Annotated in this window: 12 protein-coding genes and 1 pseudogene; 6 read left to right on the forward strand and 7 right to left on the reverse strand. The window is 40.8% G+C overall.

The window, feature by feature from the left end; genetic code table 11:
* Positions 1-2: 2 nt before the first annotated feature.
* The gene (locus E0409_RS09550) at positions 3-1,037 is read left to right on the forward strand and encodes a methyltransferase (RefSeq protein ID WP_131290109.1); all 1,035 of its coding nucleotides are present in this window, start codon (positions 3-5) and stop codon (positions 1,035-1,037) included.
* The gene (locus E0409_RS09555) at positions 1,037-2,503 is read left to right on the forward strand and encodes an amino acid permease (protein WP_131290112.1); all 1,467 of its coding nucleotides are present in this window, start codon (positions 1,037-1,039) and stop codon (positions 2,501-2,503) included. The genes E0409_RS09550 and E0409_RS09555 overlap by 1 nt, the downstream gene beginning before the upstream one ends.
* 52 nt (positions 2,504-2,555) lie before the next feature.
* Here E0409_RS09555 and E0409_RS09560 read toward each other — a convergent pair whose 3' ends face one another.
* Together E0409_RS09560 and omp38 are read right to left on the reverse strand one after the other, a co-directional pair.
* The gene (locus E0409_RS09560; RefSeq protein ID WP_131290115.1) at positions 2,556-3,395 is read right to left on the reverse strand and encodes an alpha/beta fold hydrolase; all 840 of its coding nucleotides are present in this window, start codon (positions 3,393-3,395) and stop codon (positions 2,556-2,558) included.
* 141 nt (positions 3,396-3,536) lie between these two features.
* Positions 3,537-4,580: an outer membrane protein Omp38 gene (gene omp38, locus E0409_RS09565; protein ID WP_131290117.1), complete on the reverse strand. Its 1,044-nt coding sequence runs from the start codon at positions 4,578-4,580 to the stop codon at positions 3,537-3,539.
* A gap of 384 nt (positions 4,581-4,964) precedes the next feature.
* Between omp38 and E0409_RS09570 the strand changes: the two genes are divergently transcribed.
* The 3 genes and pseudogenes from E0409_RS09570 to E0409_RS09580 all read left to right on the forward strand — a co-directional run bounded on the left by E0409_RS09570 (position 4,965) and on the right by E0409_RS09580 (position 7,408).
* The gene (locus E0409_RS09570; protein ID WP_131290120.1) at positions 4,965-5,486 is read left to right on the forward strand and encodes a GspH/FimT family pseudopilin; all 522 of its coding nucleotides are present in this window, start codon (positions 4,965-4,967) and stop codon (positions 5,484-5,486) included.
* Positions 5,487-5,600: 114 nt separating this feature from the next.
* Positions 5,601-6,776, forward strand: coding sequence for a thiolase family protein (locus tag E0409_RS09575; RefSeq protein ID WP_131290123.1), 1,176 nt, complete (start codon positions 5,601-5,603; stop codon positions 6,774-6,776).
* 183 nt (positions 6,777-6,959) lie between these two features.
* Positions 6,960-7,408, forward strand: a pseudogene (locus E0409_RS09580) (VOC family protein).
* Positions 7,409-7,471: 63 nt separating this feature from the next.
* Here the strand turns inward: E0409_RS09580 and E0409_RS09585 are convergent.
* The 5 genes from E0409_RS09585 to E0409_RS09605 all read right to left on the reverse strand — a co-directional run bounded on the left by E0409_RS09585 (position 7,472) and on the right by E0409_RS09605 (position 15,004).
* A complete protein-coding gene (locus E0409_RS09585; RefSeq protein WP_131290127.1) occupies positions 7,472-7,957 on the reverse strand; it encodes a DUF934 domain-containing protein in 486 nt (161 codons plus the stop codon).
* A complete protein-coding gene (locus E0409_RS09590) occupies positions 7,950-9,593 on the reverse strand; it encodes a nitrite/sulfite reductase (protein ID WP_131290130.1) in 1,644 nt (547 codons plus the stop codon). The genes E0409_RS09585 and E0409_RS09590 overlap by 8 nt, the downstream gene beginning before the upstream one ends.
* 331 nt (positions 9,594-9,924) lie before the next feature.
* On the reverse strand, positions 9,925-12,333 hold the full coding sequence (locus E0409_RS09595) for a glucose/quinate/shikimate family membrane-bound PQQ-dependent dehydrogenase (protein WP_131290133.1): 2,409 nt from the start codon (positions 12,331-12,333) through the stop codon (positions 9,925-9,927).
* Between the two features lie 165 nt (positions 12,334-12,498).
* Entirely contained in the window at positions 12,499-13,761 is a 1,263-nt protein-coding gene (locus tag E0409_RS09600) for a carbohydrate porin (RefSeq protein ID WP_131290136.1), read from the reverse strand.
* A 124-nt stretch (positions 13,762-13,885) separates the two neighbouring features.
* Complete coding sequence (locus E0409_RS09605) at positions 13,886-15,004, reverse strand: CaiB/BaiF CoA transferase family protein (RefSeq protein ID WP_131290139.1); 1,119 nt, start codon at positions 15,002-15,004, stop codon at positions 13,886-13,888.
* Between the two features lie 243 nt (positions 15,005-15,247).
* On the opposite strand from E0409_RS09605, the gene E0409_RS09610 reads away from it, so the two are divergent.
* A complete protein-coding gene (locus E0409_RS09610; RefSeq protein WP_131290218.1) occupies positions 15,248-16,258 on the forward strand; it encodes an AraC family transcriptional regulator in 1,011 nt (336 codons plus the stop codon).
* The last annotated feature ends 68 nt before the right edge of the window (positions 16,259-16,326 follow it).

Here is a 16,326-nt window from a genome sequence, read left to right on the forward strand (position 1 = left end):
AAATGGATCCAAGAAGTGAAGTTGTCATTCGACAGCACGAATATCTTTCTGGACGTGTGTTGCTTGTTAATGCACCGACGGATGACTTACTTTCCAATTTAGAGAAAGACATCACTCCATGTTTGTGGACATGGAATTATAATGAATTTCAATATTTTCAGTCGCAACAAGCCCATGTACATTTTGGTGTCGACCTTCCTGAAGGCAGCTTTGATCAAGCAATCATTTTTGTGCCTAAATCAAAAGAATTATTAAATTACATCTTACATAATGTCGTAAGCCGTTTAGGTCTAGGTGCTTCAATCTTCCTGGTGGGTGAAAAGAAAGCGGGTGTCGAACGTGCAGCCAAGCAATTACAGCCTTATGGCAAAGCACTCAAACTCGACAGCGCACGTCATTGCCAAATGTGGCAAGTCACCATTGACTCTACAGTGACTGCGAAAGCTTTGGCAGATTGGGCGCAGCAATATACCGTAGCAACACCTAATGGTGATTTAACCATTTGTGCCCTTCCAGGTGTATTTAGTCAAAATCGTTTAGATGTGGGTACAGCCGTATTCTTGCCTTTTTTATCACAAGTGACTTCAGGTAAAATTGCCGACTTTGGTTGTGGTGCGGGGGTAATCAGTGCTTATCTCGCCAAACTGAATCCGAAAAATCGAATTTTTGCGATGGATGTTGATGCATTTGCTTTGGCTTCTACCCGAATGACCTTTGAAAAAAATAGTCTTTCGCCAGAGCAACTTGAAATTACCGCAGTGACGGGTATTGAAGATGCACCGCTATTTTTACATGCCATTGTCAGCAATCCGCCTTTCCATCAAGGCATTCAGACCAATTACAACGCCAGTGAGAGTTTATGCAAAACCTCACGACGTCATTTAAAATCGGGCGGCGAATTATGGATTGTGGCAAACCGCTTTCTGAATTACCCATTATTAATTGAGCAAAATTTTGGTCAGTGTACGACTAAAGCAGACCAACAAGGCTTTAAAGTGTTGTTCGCCAACACGAAAAAAAATGTTAAGGAACAATGATGAGCGAAACAGATCAACCCCACCTACAGCGTAAGCTTGGTGCTCGCCATCTTAATATGATCGCCATTGGTGGTTCCATCGGTACAGGTTTATTCTTGGCTTCGGGTGCAACCATTGCCAATGCAGGTCCCGGTGGCGCATTACTAGCTTATGCTCTTATTGGTTTAATGATTTATTTCTTAATGACGAGTTTAGGTGAACTTGCCACACACAACCCCACTTCAGGTGCATTTTTCACCTATGGGACTAAATATGTGGAAGGTGGTTTTGGATTCGCCTTAGGCTGGAACTATTGGTACAACTGGGCCATTACCGTGGCTTTTGAACTGGTTGCTGTACAGTTTATTATGAAGTTCTGGTTCCCCGATATTCCAGGTTTCTACTGGAGTGCCATTTTCCTTACCATTATTTTTGCTATTAATGCTCTGACCGTCAAAGGCTTTGGTGAAACTGAATTTTTATTCTCTCTTGTCAAAGTAGTTGCGATTATTGTCTTTATCATTATTGGTATTGCCATGATTGCGAAAATCATGCTGACTCCGAATATGGTGACCTTTGCCAACTGGACCAAAGGTGATGCACCTTTCGTGGGCGGTTTACAAGCGATGATTGGGGTTGCGATGATTGCCGGATTCTCGTTTCAGGGAACCGAAATGGTCGGTGTGGCTGCGGGTGAATCCAAAGATCCTAAAAAAACCATTCCAGTTGCCATTAAGCAAATTTTCTGGCGCATTTTATTGTTCTATGTGGTGTGTATTTTTATCATCGGTACATTAGTTGCCTATGATGATCCTCGTCTTTTGCAAGCTGCTGCAAGCGACAATATTACCCTTTCACCATTTACATTGTTGTATGAAAAAGCAGGTTTTGCTTTTGCTGCAAGCTTAATGAATGCGGTGATCCTGACTGCAATATTGTCTGCAGGTAACTCAGGCATGTATTCATCCACCCGTATGCTATTTGACATGGCACGTCAGGGACGCGCACCAAAATGGTTTGCAAAACTTGACCCGCGTGGCGTACCGATGAATGCACTTTACGCCACCACTGCAATTGCTGCACTCTGCTTTTTAACCACATTTATTGGCGAACAAGAAGTTTTTAACTGGTTGCTAAATATGTCAGGGATGTGTGGTTTTATTGTCTGGTTGGGCATTGCCATTTCACATTACCGTTTCCGTAAAGGCTATTTAGCACAAGGCTATAAACTCGAAGATTTAGCTTATACAGCCAAATTCTTCCCGTTTGCACCATGGTTTGCTTTTATCCTTTGCTCGATCATTATTCTAGGTCAGAACTATGAAGCACTGATTGGTGGAAAAATTGATTGGTTAGGTTTACTTTCAACCTATATCAGTATTCCATTATTTCTTGCGATCTGGTTAGGTTATAAATGGAAATATAAAACCAAACTTATTCCATATAAAGAAATGGATGTTCAACCTATGAACGTAGAACGTGATTAAGCTTCTATTCTATTTAAATAAAAAAACAGCCATCAAGGCTGTTTTTTTATCCCTATAATAATGAATCTTCTGCAAAAAATTGTTTTAAAGCAAAACTAACTTCATTTTTATGGGTGGTACATAAACCATGCGGTGCCCCTTTAATTTGCTCTTCTACTCCATGCTTTAAAAGCTTTACCGCCTGCTGACTACAAATTTCGGGTGGTACAATTTCATCTGCGGTTCCATAAAGTACCAAAGTCGGCACAGTGAGCTGTTTTAAATCTTCACGTAAATCTGTTTCGGAAAAAGCCTCAATACAATCGTAATGTGCTTTGATTGAACCTTGCATAGCGATACGCCAAAAATTTTGCACCACACCTTCAGATTTTTTATTGAGCAATTTGTCGTAACCATAAAATTTTTTAGCAAAATCCAGATAAAAATCAGCTCTGTTATCCAGTAAATTTGCACGCATTTCATCAAATACTTCTGGATCAACTCCGTCTGGATAATCATCTCGCTTAATCATTAACGGAGTCACAGCCGCAATCAATGCAAGTTTAGTGACCTTCTGCTGTCCATATTTTGCAGTATAACGTGTGACTACCGCCCCACCCGTGGAATGCCCGACCAACGCGAAACTATCCAAATTTAAATGTTCAACCAATTGATATAAATCTTCTGCATATTGATCAATGCTATGTCCAGCCCAAGGTTGACTAGACCTTCCATGTCCACGCCGATCAAATGCAATAACTCGATAGCCATGTTGAGCTAAAAATAACATTTGGTCTTCAAAAGCATCACTCGACAAAGGCCATCCATGTGAAAAGACAACTGTCGGACCATTTCCCCAATCTTTATAATAAATTGAAGTACCATCTTTTTTGGTCGTTAACATCTGGCTCATTGTTTTACCCTCTTTTTATTGTATATAGGTGTTTATTAGAACAAGATAAAAATGAAACAGTGTATTAAACAAGTTATGCTTATGTAGCGAACATAAAAAAGCAGCCCTAAGGCCGCTTTTTTATATTAGATCAATAATTAATTATTGAGCTTGAGTTGGTTCTGCAACAACTGTACGGCTACCAGAAATTGTCGCGAATACACGACGGTTCATAGCACGACCTTCTTTAGTGTTGTTGTCAGCAATCGGTTGATCCCAAGCGAAACCTTGAGTAGACAAACGAGCTGGATCTACATTGTATTCATTTACAAGTGAAGATTTAACAGAGTTAGCACGAGCTAAAGATAAACGTTCGTTCAATGCACGTGGACCAGTGTTATCTGTGTGACCTTCGATGCGAGCAGTAGCGTTTGGATATTCAACTAACTTCTCAGCAACTTTAGCGATTTCTGGTTTATATTGATCTTTGATGTTTGATTTGTTTGTATCAAAGAACACACGAAGTTCCATGTTAAGGTCTTCAGTCAACTCTTGTGGAGCTGGTTGAACTGGAGCTACAGGTTCAACTGGAGCAACTTCAACTACAGGAGCAGCTGGTTTCAAGTGACCACCAAGAACGACATTAAGACCAGCTAAAGCTGTGTAGTTCCAGAAATCTTCATCGATGTTGTAAGTAGCACGAGCTTCAGTACGAAGAGATAAAGCATCGTTTAGACGCCAGAAAGCACCAAGACCAGCATTACCTAAAGTACCTTCTTCTTCAAAGCCACGTGTATCACGACCAGCAGCGCTATCAAGCTCATATTTATAGTGACCAGCACCTAATAATACATAAGGTTTGATTTTGCTATCGTAGTTTTTAGTGATCAAATCAGAAGTAGCATAGAAGTTACCATTGATTTGAGTTTGCTTATATTCACCCTGGTTGAAATCTGAATCACCTTTAACTTGGTTATATTCAGCTTCAAAACCTAACCATGGAGTTAATTCAACACCAAGTGCAGCACCAACGAATAAATCGTCTTGAAGCTCTTGCCCACCATTAGTTAGGTTGCCACGGCTGTTGTTGTGTTGAGTGTCTTGGAAAGTGTAACCAAGCATTAATGGTGTAATAGTTACGCCAGCGTTAGCAGCAGCCAAAGGTGCAGCAACGAGCATTGCTAAGGCAATACGACTCATTTTCATGGAATTATCCTCCAGAGATAACAATTGTTTTCAAGTTCAAGTTCAAGCTCAAGCCTAAATTTGGGCTATTCTGAGATGGGCTTTCTAATACCCCAGTTTTATTCTAAAGCCATTCACTTTGAATCATACAAACACTTTATTTTTTTTCCAAGTGCTTGATAATTTTAATCAAGTAAATTATTGACAAAATTACTTACAATTTCCGTTGTAATTCGGTAATTTTTTACTCAATTTATTCTTATGAATAGCTTATTGTCACTTACTAATTATTTTAACAGCTTTCTTAAAAGTTGAGTAATAAATCTTACTCGCAAAAAAAACTATTAAAAACAAAACATTAATAACATAAACAATTAGAAAAAAATATATTACAAGGTTAATTTAATGATTTCCAAACAAAAAACGGGTTTTACACTCATTGAGCTCATTGTTACGCTTGCTATTTTAGCGATTATTACTTCCATAGCCTTACCTTATTTTCACGAAACAATGGCTAAACAAGAAATCAAAAAAATTACCCATACACTGGTTTCAAGTATTCAATTGGCAAAATCACATGCTGCTATACACCACACCAATGTTGTTATTTGTCCTAGTCAAAACAAAGTGAATTGCCAGGCAAGCCACTGGAATTCAGGTTTTATTGTCTTTTTAGATACAAATAAAAACAGACAGGCAGATACTGATGAAAAAATTATCTCTACAGAATCAACTGAGCTGCAATATGGAAATTTAAATTGGAGAGGTACTTTAAGTATTCCCAGCTTAACTTTTCAAGCTGAAAATGGGCTTCCGAACGGATCAAATGGCAGTTTCTATTATTGCTCTATTTACCAACAACCTCATTATAAGATTGTTCTTAGTCGTATGGGACATACCCGTATTGAGAATCCACTTAGCTGCTAAAAACTTATCAGTCTAAAGGTGGAGAACAAACAGACTTTATTCCTGCCCATTTTTCAATATACTGCTTATGTTTGGAAAATAATCCACTAAAAAGTAAATCTCGGAGAGAAAAAAATGACAGACATTGTAATTGTAAATGGTGCACGTACAGCTATGGGCGGTTTTCAAGGTAGCTTAGCGGATGTAACAGCACCTGAACTTGGTGCAGCTTCAATTAAAGAAGCCATTGCTCGTGCAGGATTACAACCAACCGATGTCGAAGAAGTCATTATGGGCTGTGTACTCCCTGCCGGTTTAAAGCAAGGTCCTGCACGTCAGGCAATGCGTCAAGCCGGTCTGCCTGATTCAACGGGCGCAGTCACCATCAACAAACTTTGTGGTTCAGGCATGAAAGCCGTGATGCAAGCTGCCGATATGATTAAAGCAGGTTCTGCAAATATTGTGGTTGCTGGTGGTATGGAATCAATGAGCAATGCACCTTATATATTAACTAAAGCACGTGCAGGTTACCGCATGGGGCATGATGATGTGAAAGATCACATGTTCCTAGATGGCCTTGAAGATGCTGAAACAGGCCGCCTCATGGGTTCTTTTGCACAAGATATGGCAAATACACGCGGTTATACTCGCGAGCAAATGGATGACTTTGCCATTCGTTCATTAAAACGCGCACAAACTGCCGTCAATGAAGGTTACTTTGCTGATGAAATCGTACCTGTAACGGTGAAAACGCGTAAAGGCAATGTGGTCGTTGATAAAGATGAACAACCATTCAATGCAAATATCGAAAAGATTCCAACACTTCGTCCTGCTTTTGCGAAAGACGGTACCATTACAGCTGCCAATGCCAGCTCTATTTCTGATGGTGCATCTGCACTTGTACTTACTTCAGCAGATAATGCAGCAACCAAAGGTTTAAAACCTTTGGCGAAAATTGTGGCTTATGCATCAAATTCACAACATCCTTCTGAATTTACGATTGCACCTGTTGGCGCAATCCAAAAAGTGTTAAACAAAACCGGTTGGGATGCTCAAGACGTTGACCTTTGGGAAATCAATGAAGCATTTGCCATGGTCACCATGTGCCCTATCGATGATTTCAAGCTAGATCCAGAAAAAGTGAATATTAATGGTGGTGCTTGTGCACTTGGCCATCCTGTTGGTTCAACAGGCTCACGTATTATCCTGACATTGATCCATGCGCTTAAGCGTACGGGTGGTAAAAAAGGGATTGCTGTACTGTGTATCGGTGGTGGTGAAGCAACTGCTGTGGCGATTGAATTGCTTTAATAAAGTCTCTCTTTAATAAAGATGAGGAATACTCTCTCTAACTCCCTCCCTATGGGAGAGAGGACAAAAAATCCCTCCACATAGAGGGATTTTTTATGCTTACATTTTTATAAGCTTTCTGCATGTAAAAATAAAATAAAGCTGGTTAGATTAAATGGAGTAGAACGAAAAAGGAGTTCTCTCATGCAACTTAATCACTACCTCAATTTCCAAGATGAAACTGAAGCTGCCTTTAACTTTTATAAATCAGTTTTTGGTGGCGAATTTTCGAATCTGACCCGTTATGGTGAAATGCATCTGAAGAAGGCATCACGCTATCTGAAGCAGATAAAAACCTTATTCTTCATATTTCGCTAACAATCAACGAATATACAGAACTGATGGCATCCGATATCAATGATCAATTCTGTGCGCAAACCAATACGGTTTTCACCAAAGGTAATAATCACTATATTTCAATTAATCTCAACGCCAATGAAAAAGCGGAAGCACAACGTTTATTTGAGGCTTTATCTGTGAATGGACAAATTGAAATGCCCTTAGAAAAAACCTTTTGGGGCGCACTGTATGGGGCTTTTACCGATCAGTTTGGAATTAAATGGATGATCAATTGTCAATTAGAAGCAATGTAATATTTTCTTTAAACACAAAAAAGCCGGAATCAATCCGGCTTTTTTACAGCAACTTAATTGAGATTAAGCACCTGTTTGATAACTTGCCTGAGCAACCGCAGTAGAGGCTTGGTACGGATGTTTAAAATCATTTAAACCCGCAGCAGCTTCCTGAATATCCTTACCTTCTTTTATTACGAAAGTATCGAAGCCTGAACGTTTTAAATAGTTCAACACATCTTTAAAGATATCGCCGGTCGCACGAAGCTCGCCTTGATAACCTTGACGGCGTAACAATGCTGCAAATGAATAACCGCGACCATCGTTAAAGCCTGCAAACTCAATAAAAATTGCATCAAGCTGATCTAGTGGGAATTCATTGACCTCAGGAGAAGCATCAACAGTAATATACAAAGCTTTTTTACCTTGTACATTTTCCAATTGATCAAGCTGCTCTACAGTCAGAACAACATCACCTTGCGGTAAAATACCATCTTCACCAATCAATTGATAAGTGTTGTCTGCAATTGTGCCATCTTTAGAGAGCACTGGTAGTGCGGTATTAAGCATATGCACGCTCCTTGAATGGTTGAATGCCAACACGACGGTAGGTTTCGATAAACTCTTCACCTTCAGTACGCAAATCAAGATATGTATTTAAAATTTCTTCAACAACGTCGGGTACACGATCTGCCGCAAATGATGGTCCCAAAATATCACCAATTGAAGCATCATGATCGGCATTACCACCTAAAGTAATTTGGTAGAATTCAGCGCCTTTTTTATCGACACCTAAAATACCAATGTTACCGACATGGTGATGACCACAAGCATTCATACAACCTGAAATATTCAAGTCGATGTGACCCAAGTTGTACACGGTATCCAGATCATCAAAACGGCGAGAGATCGCTTCAGAAATTGGAATCGATTTCGCATTCGCCAGCGAACAGAAATCACCGCCCGGGCAGCAAATAATGTCGGTCAAGAAACCAATGTGCGCACGTGCCAAGTTGTTTTGTTCAAGAATTTGCCACAATTCAAACAAGTATTTTTGCGGAACATCAACCAGTGAAATATTTTGTTCATGCGTGGTACGAAGCTCACCAAAAGTGTACTTGTCTGCAAGATCTGCAATCAAATTCATTTCTTCAACGGTCATATCACCTGGTGCAATACCGGCACGTTTAAGCGAAATCGTCACAATACGATAGCCTTTCACTTTATGTGCATTGGTGTTGATGTTGAACCATTGTTTGAATTTAGGATGTGCAGCAAACTGTTCAGTGAAATCTTGATCTGCATAAGCTTGATAATCAAATGGCGTGAATTCTTCATCCAGTTTTTTCAAGATTTCAGGCTGAATTTTTAAAGTCTGAATGGTATGGGCAAATTCAGCTTCAACTTTTTCAGCAAATACTGCTGGCGTTAAAGCTTTTACCAAAATTTTAATCCGTGCCTTGTATTTGTTGTCACGGCGACCGTGCAAGTTATAGACACGAAGGACTGCTTCAAGATAAGCAATTAAATCTTCACGTGGCAAGAACTCACGAATAAAGCTGCCAATCACTGGGGTACGCCCCAGACCACCACCGACTTTAATTTTATAGCCGATCTCGCCTGCTTCATTTTTCACGATATACACACCGATATCATGAAATGAAACCGCTGCACGGTCTGTTTCCGCCAATGCAGACACCGCAATTTTAAATTTACGCGGCAAGAAAGCAAATTCTGGGTGGAACGTTGACCATTGACGAATCAATTCACAGGTTGGACGCGGGTCAGCAATTTCACCTGCAACCACACCTGCATATTGGTCAGTTGTGGTATTACGAATGCAGTTACCCGATGTTTGAATGGCATGCATTTGAACTGTTGCCAGTTCTGCCAACATGTCAGGCACATTTTCTAGTGCAGGCCAGTTAAACTGAATGTTTTGACGTGTTGATACATGTGCATAACCACGGTCATATTCTTTTGCCAAATCCGAAATTTTACGAAGTTGGTTAGAATTCATCAGACCATAAGGGACTGCAATACGTAACATTGGCGCATAGCGTTGAACGTATAAACCATTTTGCAGACGTAGCGGACGGTATTCATCTTCCGTCAATTTACCCGCTAAATAACGTTCCGTTTGGTCACGGAACTGTGCAACACGTTCATTGATCAGTTGCTGATCGAAATCAGTATATAAATACATGGCGTACAGCTAGTAGGTTCATTATAACGGCTGACAGCATAACGAGATTTAAACTATCAACAAAATGCGTTTTTTACATATTTCATAGCGGTTTTATTGATAAGCATGTCGGGATTTCACGGATATAGCCAGTTACAGCAGAATCATGCTGCTTTTAATCAGATTTGATGTTGTTTTCACTTGTTTATCATTATTTTTCATATAAAGAATAAATGTGAAAATCTAAGTGAGTAAACTCCTCTACTTTTTATATTTAAAAATGAAATTTTTAAAAATGATTAAATTTACCCAATAAAAAGCCTGACGAATCAGGCTTTTTTAATTTTAATGATTATTTCTTTCGATCAGGTAAAGCATACGCTACTAAATAGTCACCCATTTTAGTACCGAATGAACCATGACCACCGGCCATAATCACCACATATTGTTTACCGTTGATTTCATAAGTCATCGGTGTTGCTTGACCACCCGCAGGTAGACGACCTTCCCACAATTGATTACCATTAGTCACATTGAAGGCACGGATATAGTTATCCTGAGTACCAGCAACGAACATGACGTTACCCGCTGTAGAAATTGAACCACCTAGACCAGGAACACCAATTTTAACTGCCGGTAACTGGAACAATTTAGGTAAGCTGTCACGAATTGTCCCGATACGTTTTTTCCAAACCACTTCATGGGTATTTAGATCAACACCGGCAACAAAGCCCCAACCAGGCTGTTTACAAGGTAAACCCAATGGTGACAAGAAGGCTTTAATTTCCACACCATAAGGCACGCCGTACATCGGTTGAACACCCGCTTCTGTACCTGCACCTTTAGCCGTTTGTTTACGGTTTGGATCTTCAGGGATCAGTCTAGACACAAATGGCAAGCCGATTGGGTTCATCAACGCAACCTGACGGTCTTGATTGACAGACATACCGCCCCATTCAAATACACCCAGGTTACCCGGGAACACCAAAGTACCATTTTCAGAAGGTGGTGTATAAATGCCATCATAGTTCAATGATTTGAAGTAAACACGGCACATTAACTGGTCAAACATGGTTGCACCCCACATTTGTTTATCCGTCAGTTTTTCTTTTGGTGCAAGGTCAAAATCAGAGAACGGTTGAGTTTTAGAGTAGAACTCGCCCTTGGTTTGTGGACCACGTTTGACTGTTTGAGGTACTGGTTTTTCCGTGATTGGAACAATCGCTTCACCGGTACGACGATCTAGTACAAACGCATTACCTGTTTTAGTCAACACATAGATTGCAGGCACAATATTGCCCGATTTATCCTTAATGTCAGCTAAAGAAGGCTGTGACGGTACATCCATATCCCACAAATCGTGATGGGTGGTTTGGAAATTCCAGACCAATTTACCTGTGGATGCATTCAAGGCAAGCATAGAGTTTGCATAACGTTCATCAAGTTCAGTACGGTGACCACCGAAGATATCCGGAGTACCTACACCGGTTGGCACATATACGATGTCTAATTTTTCATCGTATGCCAGTGGTGCCCAAGCATTTGGCGAGTTGTGAACAAATTTTTGACCTGGAGCAGGCATCAGATTTGGATCTTCTGCACCGGTGTCAAATACCCAAAGTAGTTCACCTGTATTTACATCATAGCCACGGATCACACCTGAAGGTTCTTCAGTAGAGTAGTTATCTGTTGTAGATCCGCCAATGATGATGGTCGTACCAGTAATGACTGGAGGTGAAGTTGGGATGTAACCGCCTGGATACGGAAATGGCATGTCTTTTTGCAGATCAACTTCACCATTTTTACCGAAGTCAGTACAACGTTGACCATTGTCCGCATTGATTGCCACCAGGCGACCGTCATTCACCGGCAAGATTACTTTACGGGGGCAAAGTTCAGAACTAGAACGTTTGCTTTCTAAGCTTTTTGCAAACTGTACAGCATTGCCAGCATCATAATAAGAAACACCACGACAGGTTAAATGCTGAAACGTATTGTCTGCTTTTAACTTAGGATCAAAGCTCCACTTTTCCTTACCCGTCGCCGGATCAAGCGCGATAAGTCGTTGATGTGTGGTACACATAAACATGTTATTGCCGACTTTGATTGGCGTTACTTGATTGGTGGTTTCGCCTGAGTCATTCTCAGTTTTCATTTCGCCAGTACGGAACGTCCAGGCGACTTGTAAATCTTTAACGTTGTCGCTGTTAATCTGGTTTAAAGGAGAATAACGTACACCAGCTTGAGTACGGCCATAAGCAGGCCAATCTTCAGCTGCTACACCAGGAATGGCTTGCGCCTGTTTAGGCTGTGCAGTTTTAATTTCACCATTAATTTCTTGCGGGTCGTTAAAAATTGCATAGATCATGACCACAATGGCAATGATCAAAGTACCAGACAATGCAATTTTAGCTGTTTTCGCCTCACTGATTCCGCGAGAAACCGCAGGAATCAACAACCATAAACCCAGTAAACCCAAGATATCGAAACGTGGTGCGAGTGCCCAAAAATCAGTGCCTGCTTCCCAAACACCCCAGATGATAGTACCCAGCATTAATGCTGCATACACCCAAAATGCTTTAGAATCCGATTTCTTCAGAAGAACTGCTGTTACCAACAACAATAAACCGGCAACGATGTAATAAATTGAACCGCCTAGTACCGCTAGCCAGATACCGCCTATCAGCAGGATCAACGCAAATATCGCCAAAATAATGACGCTAAATGTACGTATTCCTGTTCCTGTAGATGGATTATTCATATCAACCACCTTAATCTTTGATTTTCAGTAGGGTTAATCAAAAGGATTCTTCATCCCCCTTTTGATTAACAGTATGTACATCAGCTACAAAAACGAGTCCCTCTAAAAAAATGAGAGGTAATCACTGCTGACTACCTCTCTACGTTTTCAGTCTCTAAATAAACCTTAAAATGCTGTCTGGAACTTGAGACCACCCACCCAAGCATTTTCGCCGTTCTTATACGCACCGACATGGCGAATATATTGAACGTTTGGACGGATCGTTAACCAATTGCTTACATGTAAACCATAGTAAAGCTCTGCATCATATTCTTCGCTACGGCCATCATTCAGATCATCATTCATGTTGATGCGCGCAACACCGACAGCAATTTCATCTTTAGGACGTAAATCCATCGCGCCTTTATAAACCAGCCCGATGTTTTGCATATCACTCACATTGTTGGTTTCTGAATCATGAACAGTCGCGTTGATAAAACCAGATAAACCACGAGACACATCAGCTTGATGCGCAGTCAATTGTTGCTTCGCAACAATCCAGCCACCCTGATGATGATCTTTTTCAGCTTTGTTAATTACTTGCGCGTCAGCGGTGCTGTAGTAATAACCGGCACGGTATTCACCCAGTAGTTTTTGTTCACCCAGTTTCGGTGTCCAAACCACTTCTGCAGGAATAATCGCACCATGAGAACCATTAGTGCTGAGATTAAAGCCTTTACCGCGTTCTAAATTTTCCGGGTTGTATTCGTACACGCCCACCTGTGCATAAAGCTCTGGAATCAGGTTATATTTCACACGTGCAGCCCACTGGCTTACAGGCCAGTCGTACCACTGGTCACCGACCCAGTTACCCACTTGTGAACCACAAAGTGCCAGGTTCTGGAAGTCACAGTCAAAACTATTAAAGTCTTCACCTTCACCAAAACGACCGACTTTCACATCTAATTTTTGCTCTAAGAATTTTTTCTTGATCCAGAAATCAGTTAAACGCCATGTTTGACCACGACCCCAGACTTCTTGCGTAGAGCTTAAATGACCATTTGCTCCACCTGTAGATTGACCATCTAAAGCATCTGAAGTATTAGACAGTGAACGGCCATTACGCTCGGTAATATTAATTTGGGCTTCAGTATCTTTCCAACCGGCAATCTTTTCTAAATCTAAATGCATACCAATTTCAAACTGGTCTGCGTATTCAGTTCCGTGACTTGAGGCATATTTTGCATCGAGCAAAGTTGCCATTTCACCGGTATAACCGAAACTGAAATCGTAACCTTGTTTTTGCAATGCAGTACGCTGACCATTCCAATCACCGAACATCCACGGGCTTTCTGCAGCAAATGCATCACTCGCATGTGCTACAGAAAAACTAGATAAGAAAGCAGTGAATATAACTAAAACTGCCTTTACTTGAGGAGATAAGTGCATATAAGGCCCCATAATTATATTTATAAATATTTCGCCTATTTCTCGTTCACTTGGCCAATTTTTTCTGCACAATTGACCGCACATCCCGTTCTTTTTTTAACTCCTCAATAAGAAATAGAAGAAATCACCATTTCCCTTCTCCGAGTCGCTGTCCAGCGAAGTTATAGACATTTTTTGATCGGGAGAACTTGATTGGACAGCTTAACTGTTGTTGTGTCTGTTCTGAATTTGTATCCAGAGGCACCTCGACTGTCCATTGTCTTTGTTGGGCAAGTTCCGAATCAAGAGCCTCATCCAAATACAGTACAGGTTCAACGCAAACGTCTTGTTCTGCGAAAATTGCCTGCCACTCAACAAAAGCTTTGGATTTTATTTTGTCTTGAATGGCTTGCTTGACCAGTTGCCGATCTGACTCATCAAAGGAAGCGCCTTTTTCCAGAAGCACTGGAAGTTCTAAAATGGTGGCTAAGCCAGACATAAATTGAGGTTCTAAACTCCCGACAGATAAGTAACGACCATCTTGGGTGAGGTAATAATCATAAAAGGTTCCGCCATTCAAATGCCCTTTTTCAGCATATTGTTTAGTTTTTCCAGCCAGTGTTGCTGCTGCTGCCATATTATTTAATGTCACCACACAATCGGTCATCGAAATATCAATATATTGCCCTTTTCCACTACGTTGACGTTCAATCACCGCAGATAGAATTCCAATCACTGCATGTAAAGAACCACCCGCTACATCTGCAATTTGAATGCCCATCGGGGGCGGACCACTGTCTTGTCGACCGCTATGTCCTGCAATTCCGGAAAGTGCCAGATAATTGATGTCATGACCGGCTTTATCTTTATAAAGTCCGGTTTGCCCATAACCGGTAATGGAACAATAAATCAGTCGCGGGTTAATTTCGGCAAGGGTTTGATAATCCAGACCTAGCCGTTGCATCACCCCCGGTCTAAACTGCTCAATCACAATGTCAAATTCAGAAATTCTCTGCTTAATGTCAGCAATATTCTCAGGATCTTTTAAATCTAGGGCTATGGATTGCTTATTTCGATTCAAATAGCTATGCGCAGTCGCTTGTCCATGTGCATAAGGTGGCAATAAACGAATTAAATCCGGACGTGTTGGCGATTCCACATGAATCACTTCTGCACCCAAGTCAGCCAAATACAAGGTGGCGAATGGTCCAGGCAAAAGCGTGGAAAAATCGAGAACTTTTAATCCTTTTAAAGCAGCTTCCATGTTATTTTTACTCACTTTATGTTGGTTTTTCACCCATTTTAGAAATATAAACACAACAAAACAATGTCATGTTCAGCCATTTACCTTGATCATTTCGGCAATTTAAGATGTAAATAAGGCAAAACACCTATTGTAAATTGCCACCCAAACATTTTTTAGTGTCATTTAGGTCAACTACAAGTGAATGTAAAATTAGGTCAACTACAAGTGAATATAAAAGATAAAGAAACTGAAGAGTTTAATATAAGTCGCGATACGATTAGTATTCACTTCGTGAATGCGGCTTTAACAGGCGTAAAACGTCTAGATATGGACGTCGAAACTTTATTGTCACATGTAGGCATTGAACCCGATTTATTACGTCAACCTAAAGCACGTATTTCTCCTGAGCAATACACCCGCTTTATTAAAATGTTGTGGATGGTGACCCAAGACGAACATATGGGCTTTGATTTACAGCCACGTCGCTTGGGCACTTTTGCCATTATGTGTCAGTTGATTATTCACGCGAAAACGCTAGGAGACGCTTTAGATCTTTCTGCACAATTCTATAAACTGTTTGGTGATGAATGGTCAGTGACTATAGAACGTGATAAACACGAAGCACGTCTGGTTCCTCATGTTCCCCAAAGCATGGACCCCGACCATTTCATTACTGAAAGTATGCTGATGATTTGGCACGGTTTGGCATCATGGTTGATTGAACGCCGTATTCCATTGGAACGCGTGCATTTCGGTTATCCACGTCCTGCCCATGCCGATGAATACGATGCACTATTCTTTGCACCGGTGATGCAGTTTGATACGCCACGTACTGAAATTACCTTTGCAGCCGATTATCTGGATTTACCAATCCGTCAAACTGAAGACAATCTGGAAGAATTCTTAAAAGCGGCACCGGCTCAATTACTGGTTAAATTCAAAAACACCAACTCTTTAACTTCACGTATTCGTGATGTGCTCAAGAGCCAAATTGGTGAAGAAATGCCAACCTTGAATGATGTGGCATCTATGCTGTACTTGTCTCCGCAAACCTTGCGTCGTCGCTTGGCTGCTGAAGGCAAAAGCTATCAAGGGGTTAAAGATGCATTACGTCGTGATGCAGCCATTCACCTTTTACTCAACCCGGGTTTAACCTTGGAAGATGTGGCACAACAGGTCGGTTTCAGTGAAACCAGTACTTTCCACCGTGCCTTCAAGAAATGGACTGGAGTAACACCAGGACTGTATCGCCAATTACACGGTTATCATTAATCTTTTAGATTGATTGCAGTTTCTCCGCCCAGACTCATGTCTGGGCTTTTTTTATTGGCAAAAAACCT

It is taken from the genome of Acinetobacter sp. ANC 4862, from assembly GCF_004336635.1.
Classification (GTDB): domain Bacteria; phylum Pseudomonadota; class Gammaproteobacteria; order Pseudomonadales; family Moraxellaceae; genus Acinetobacter.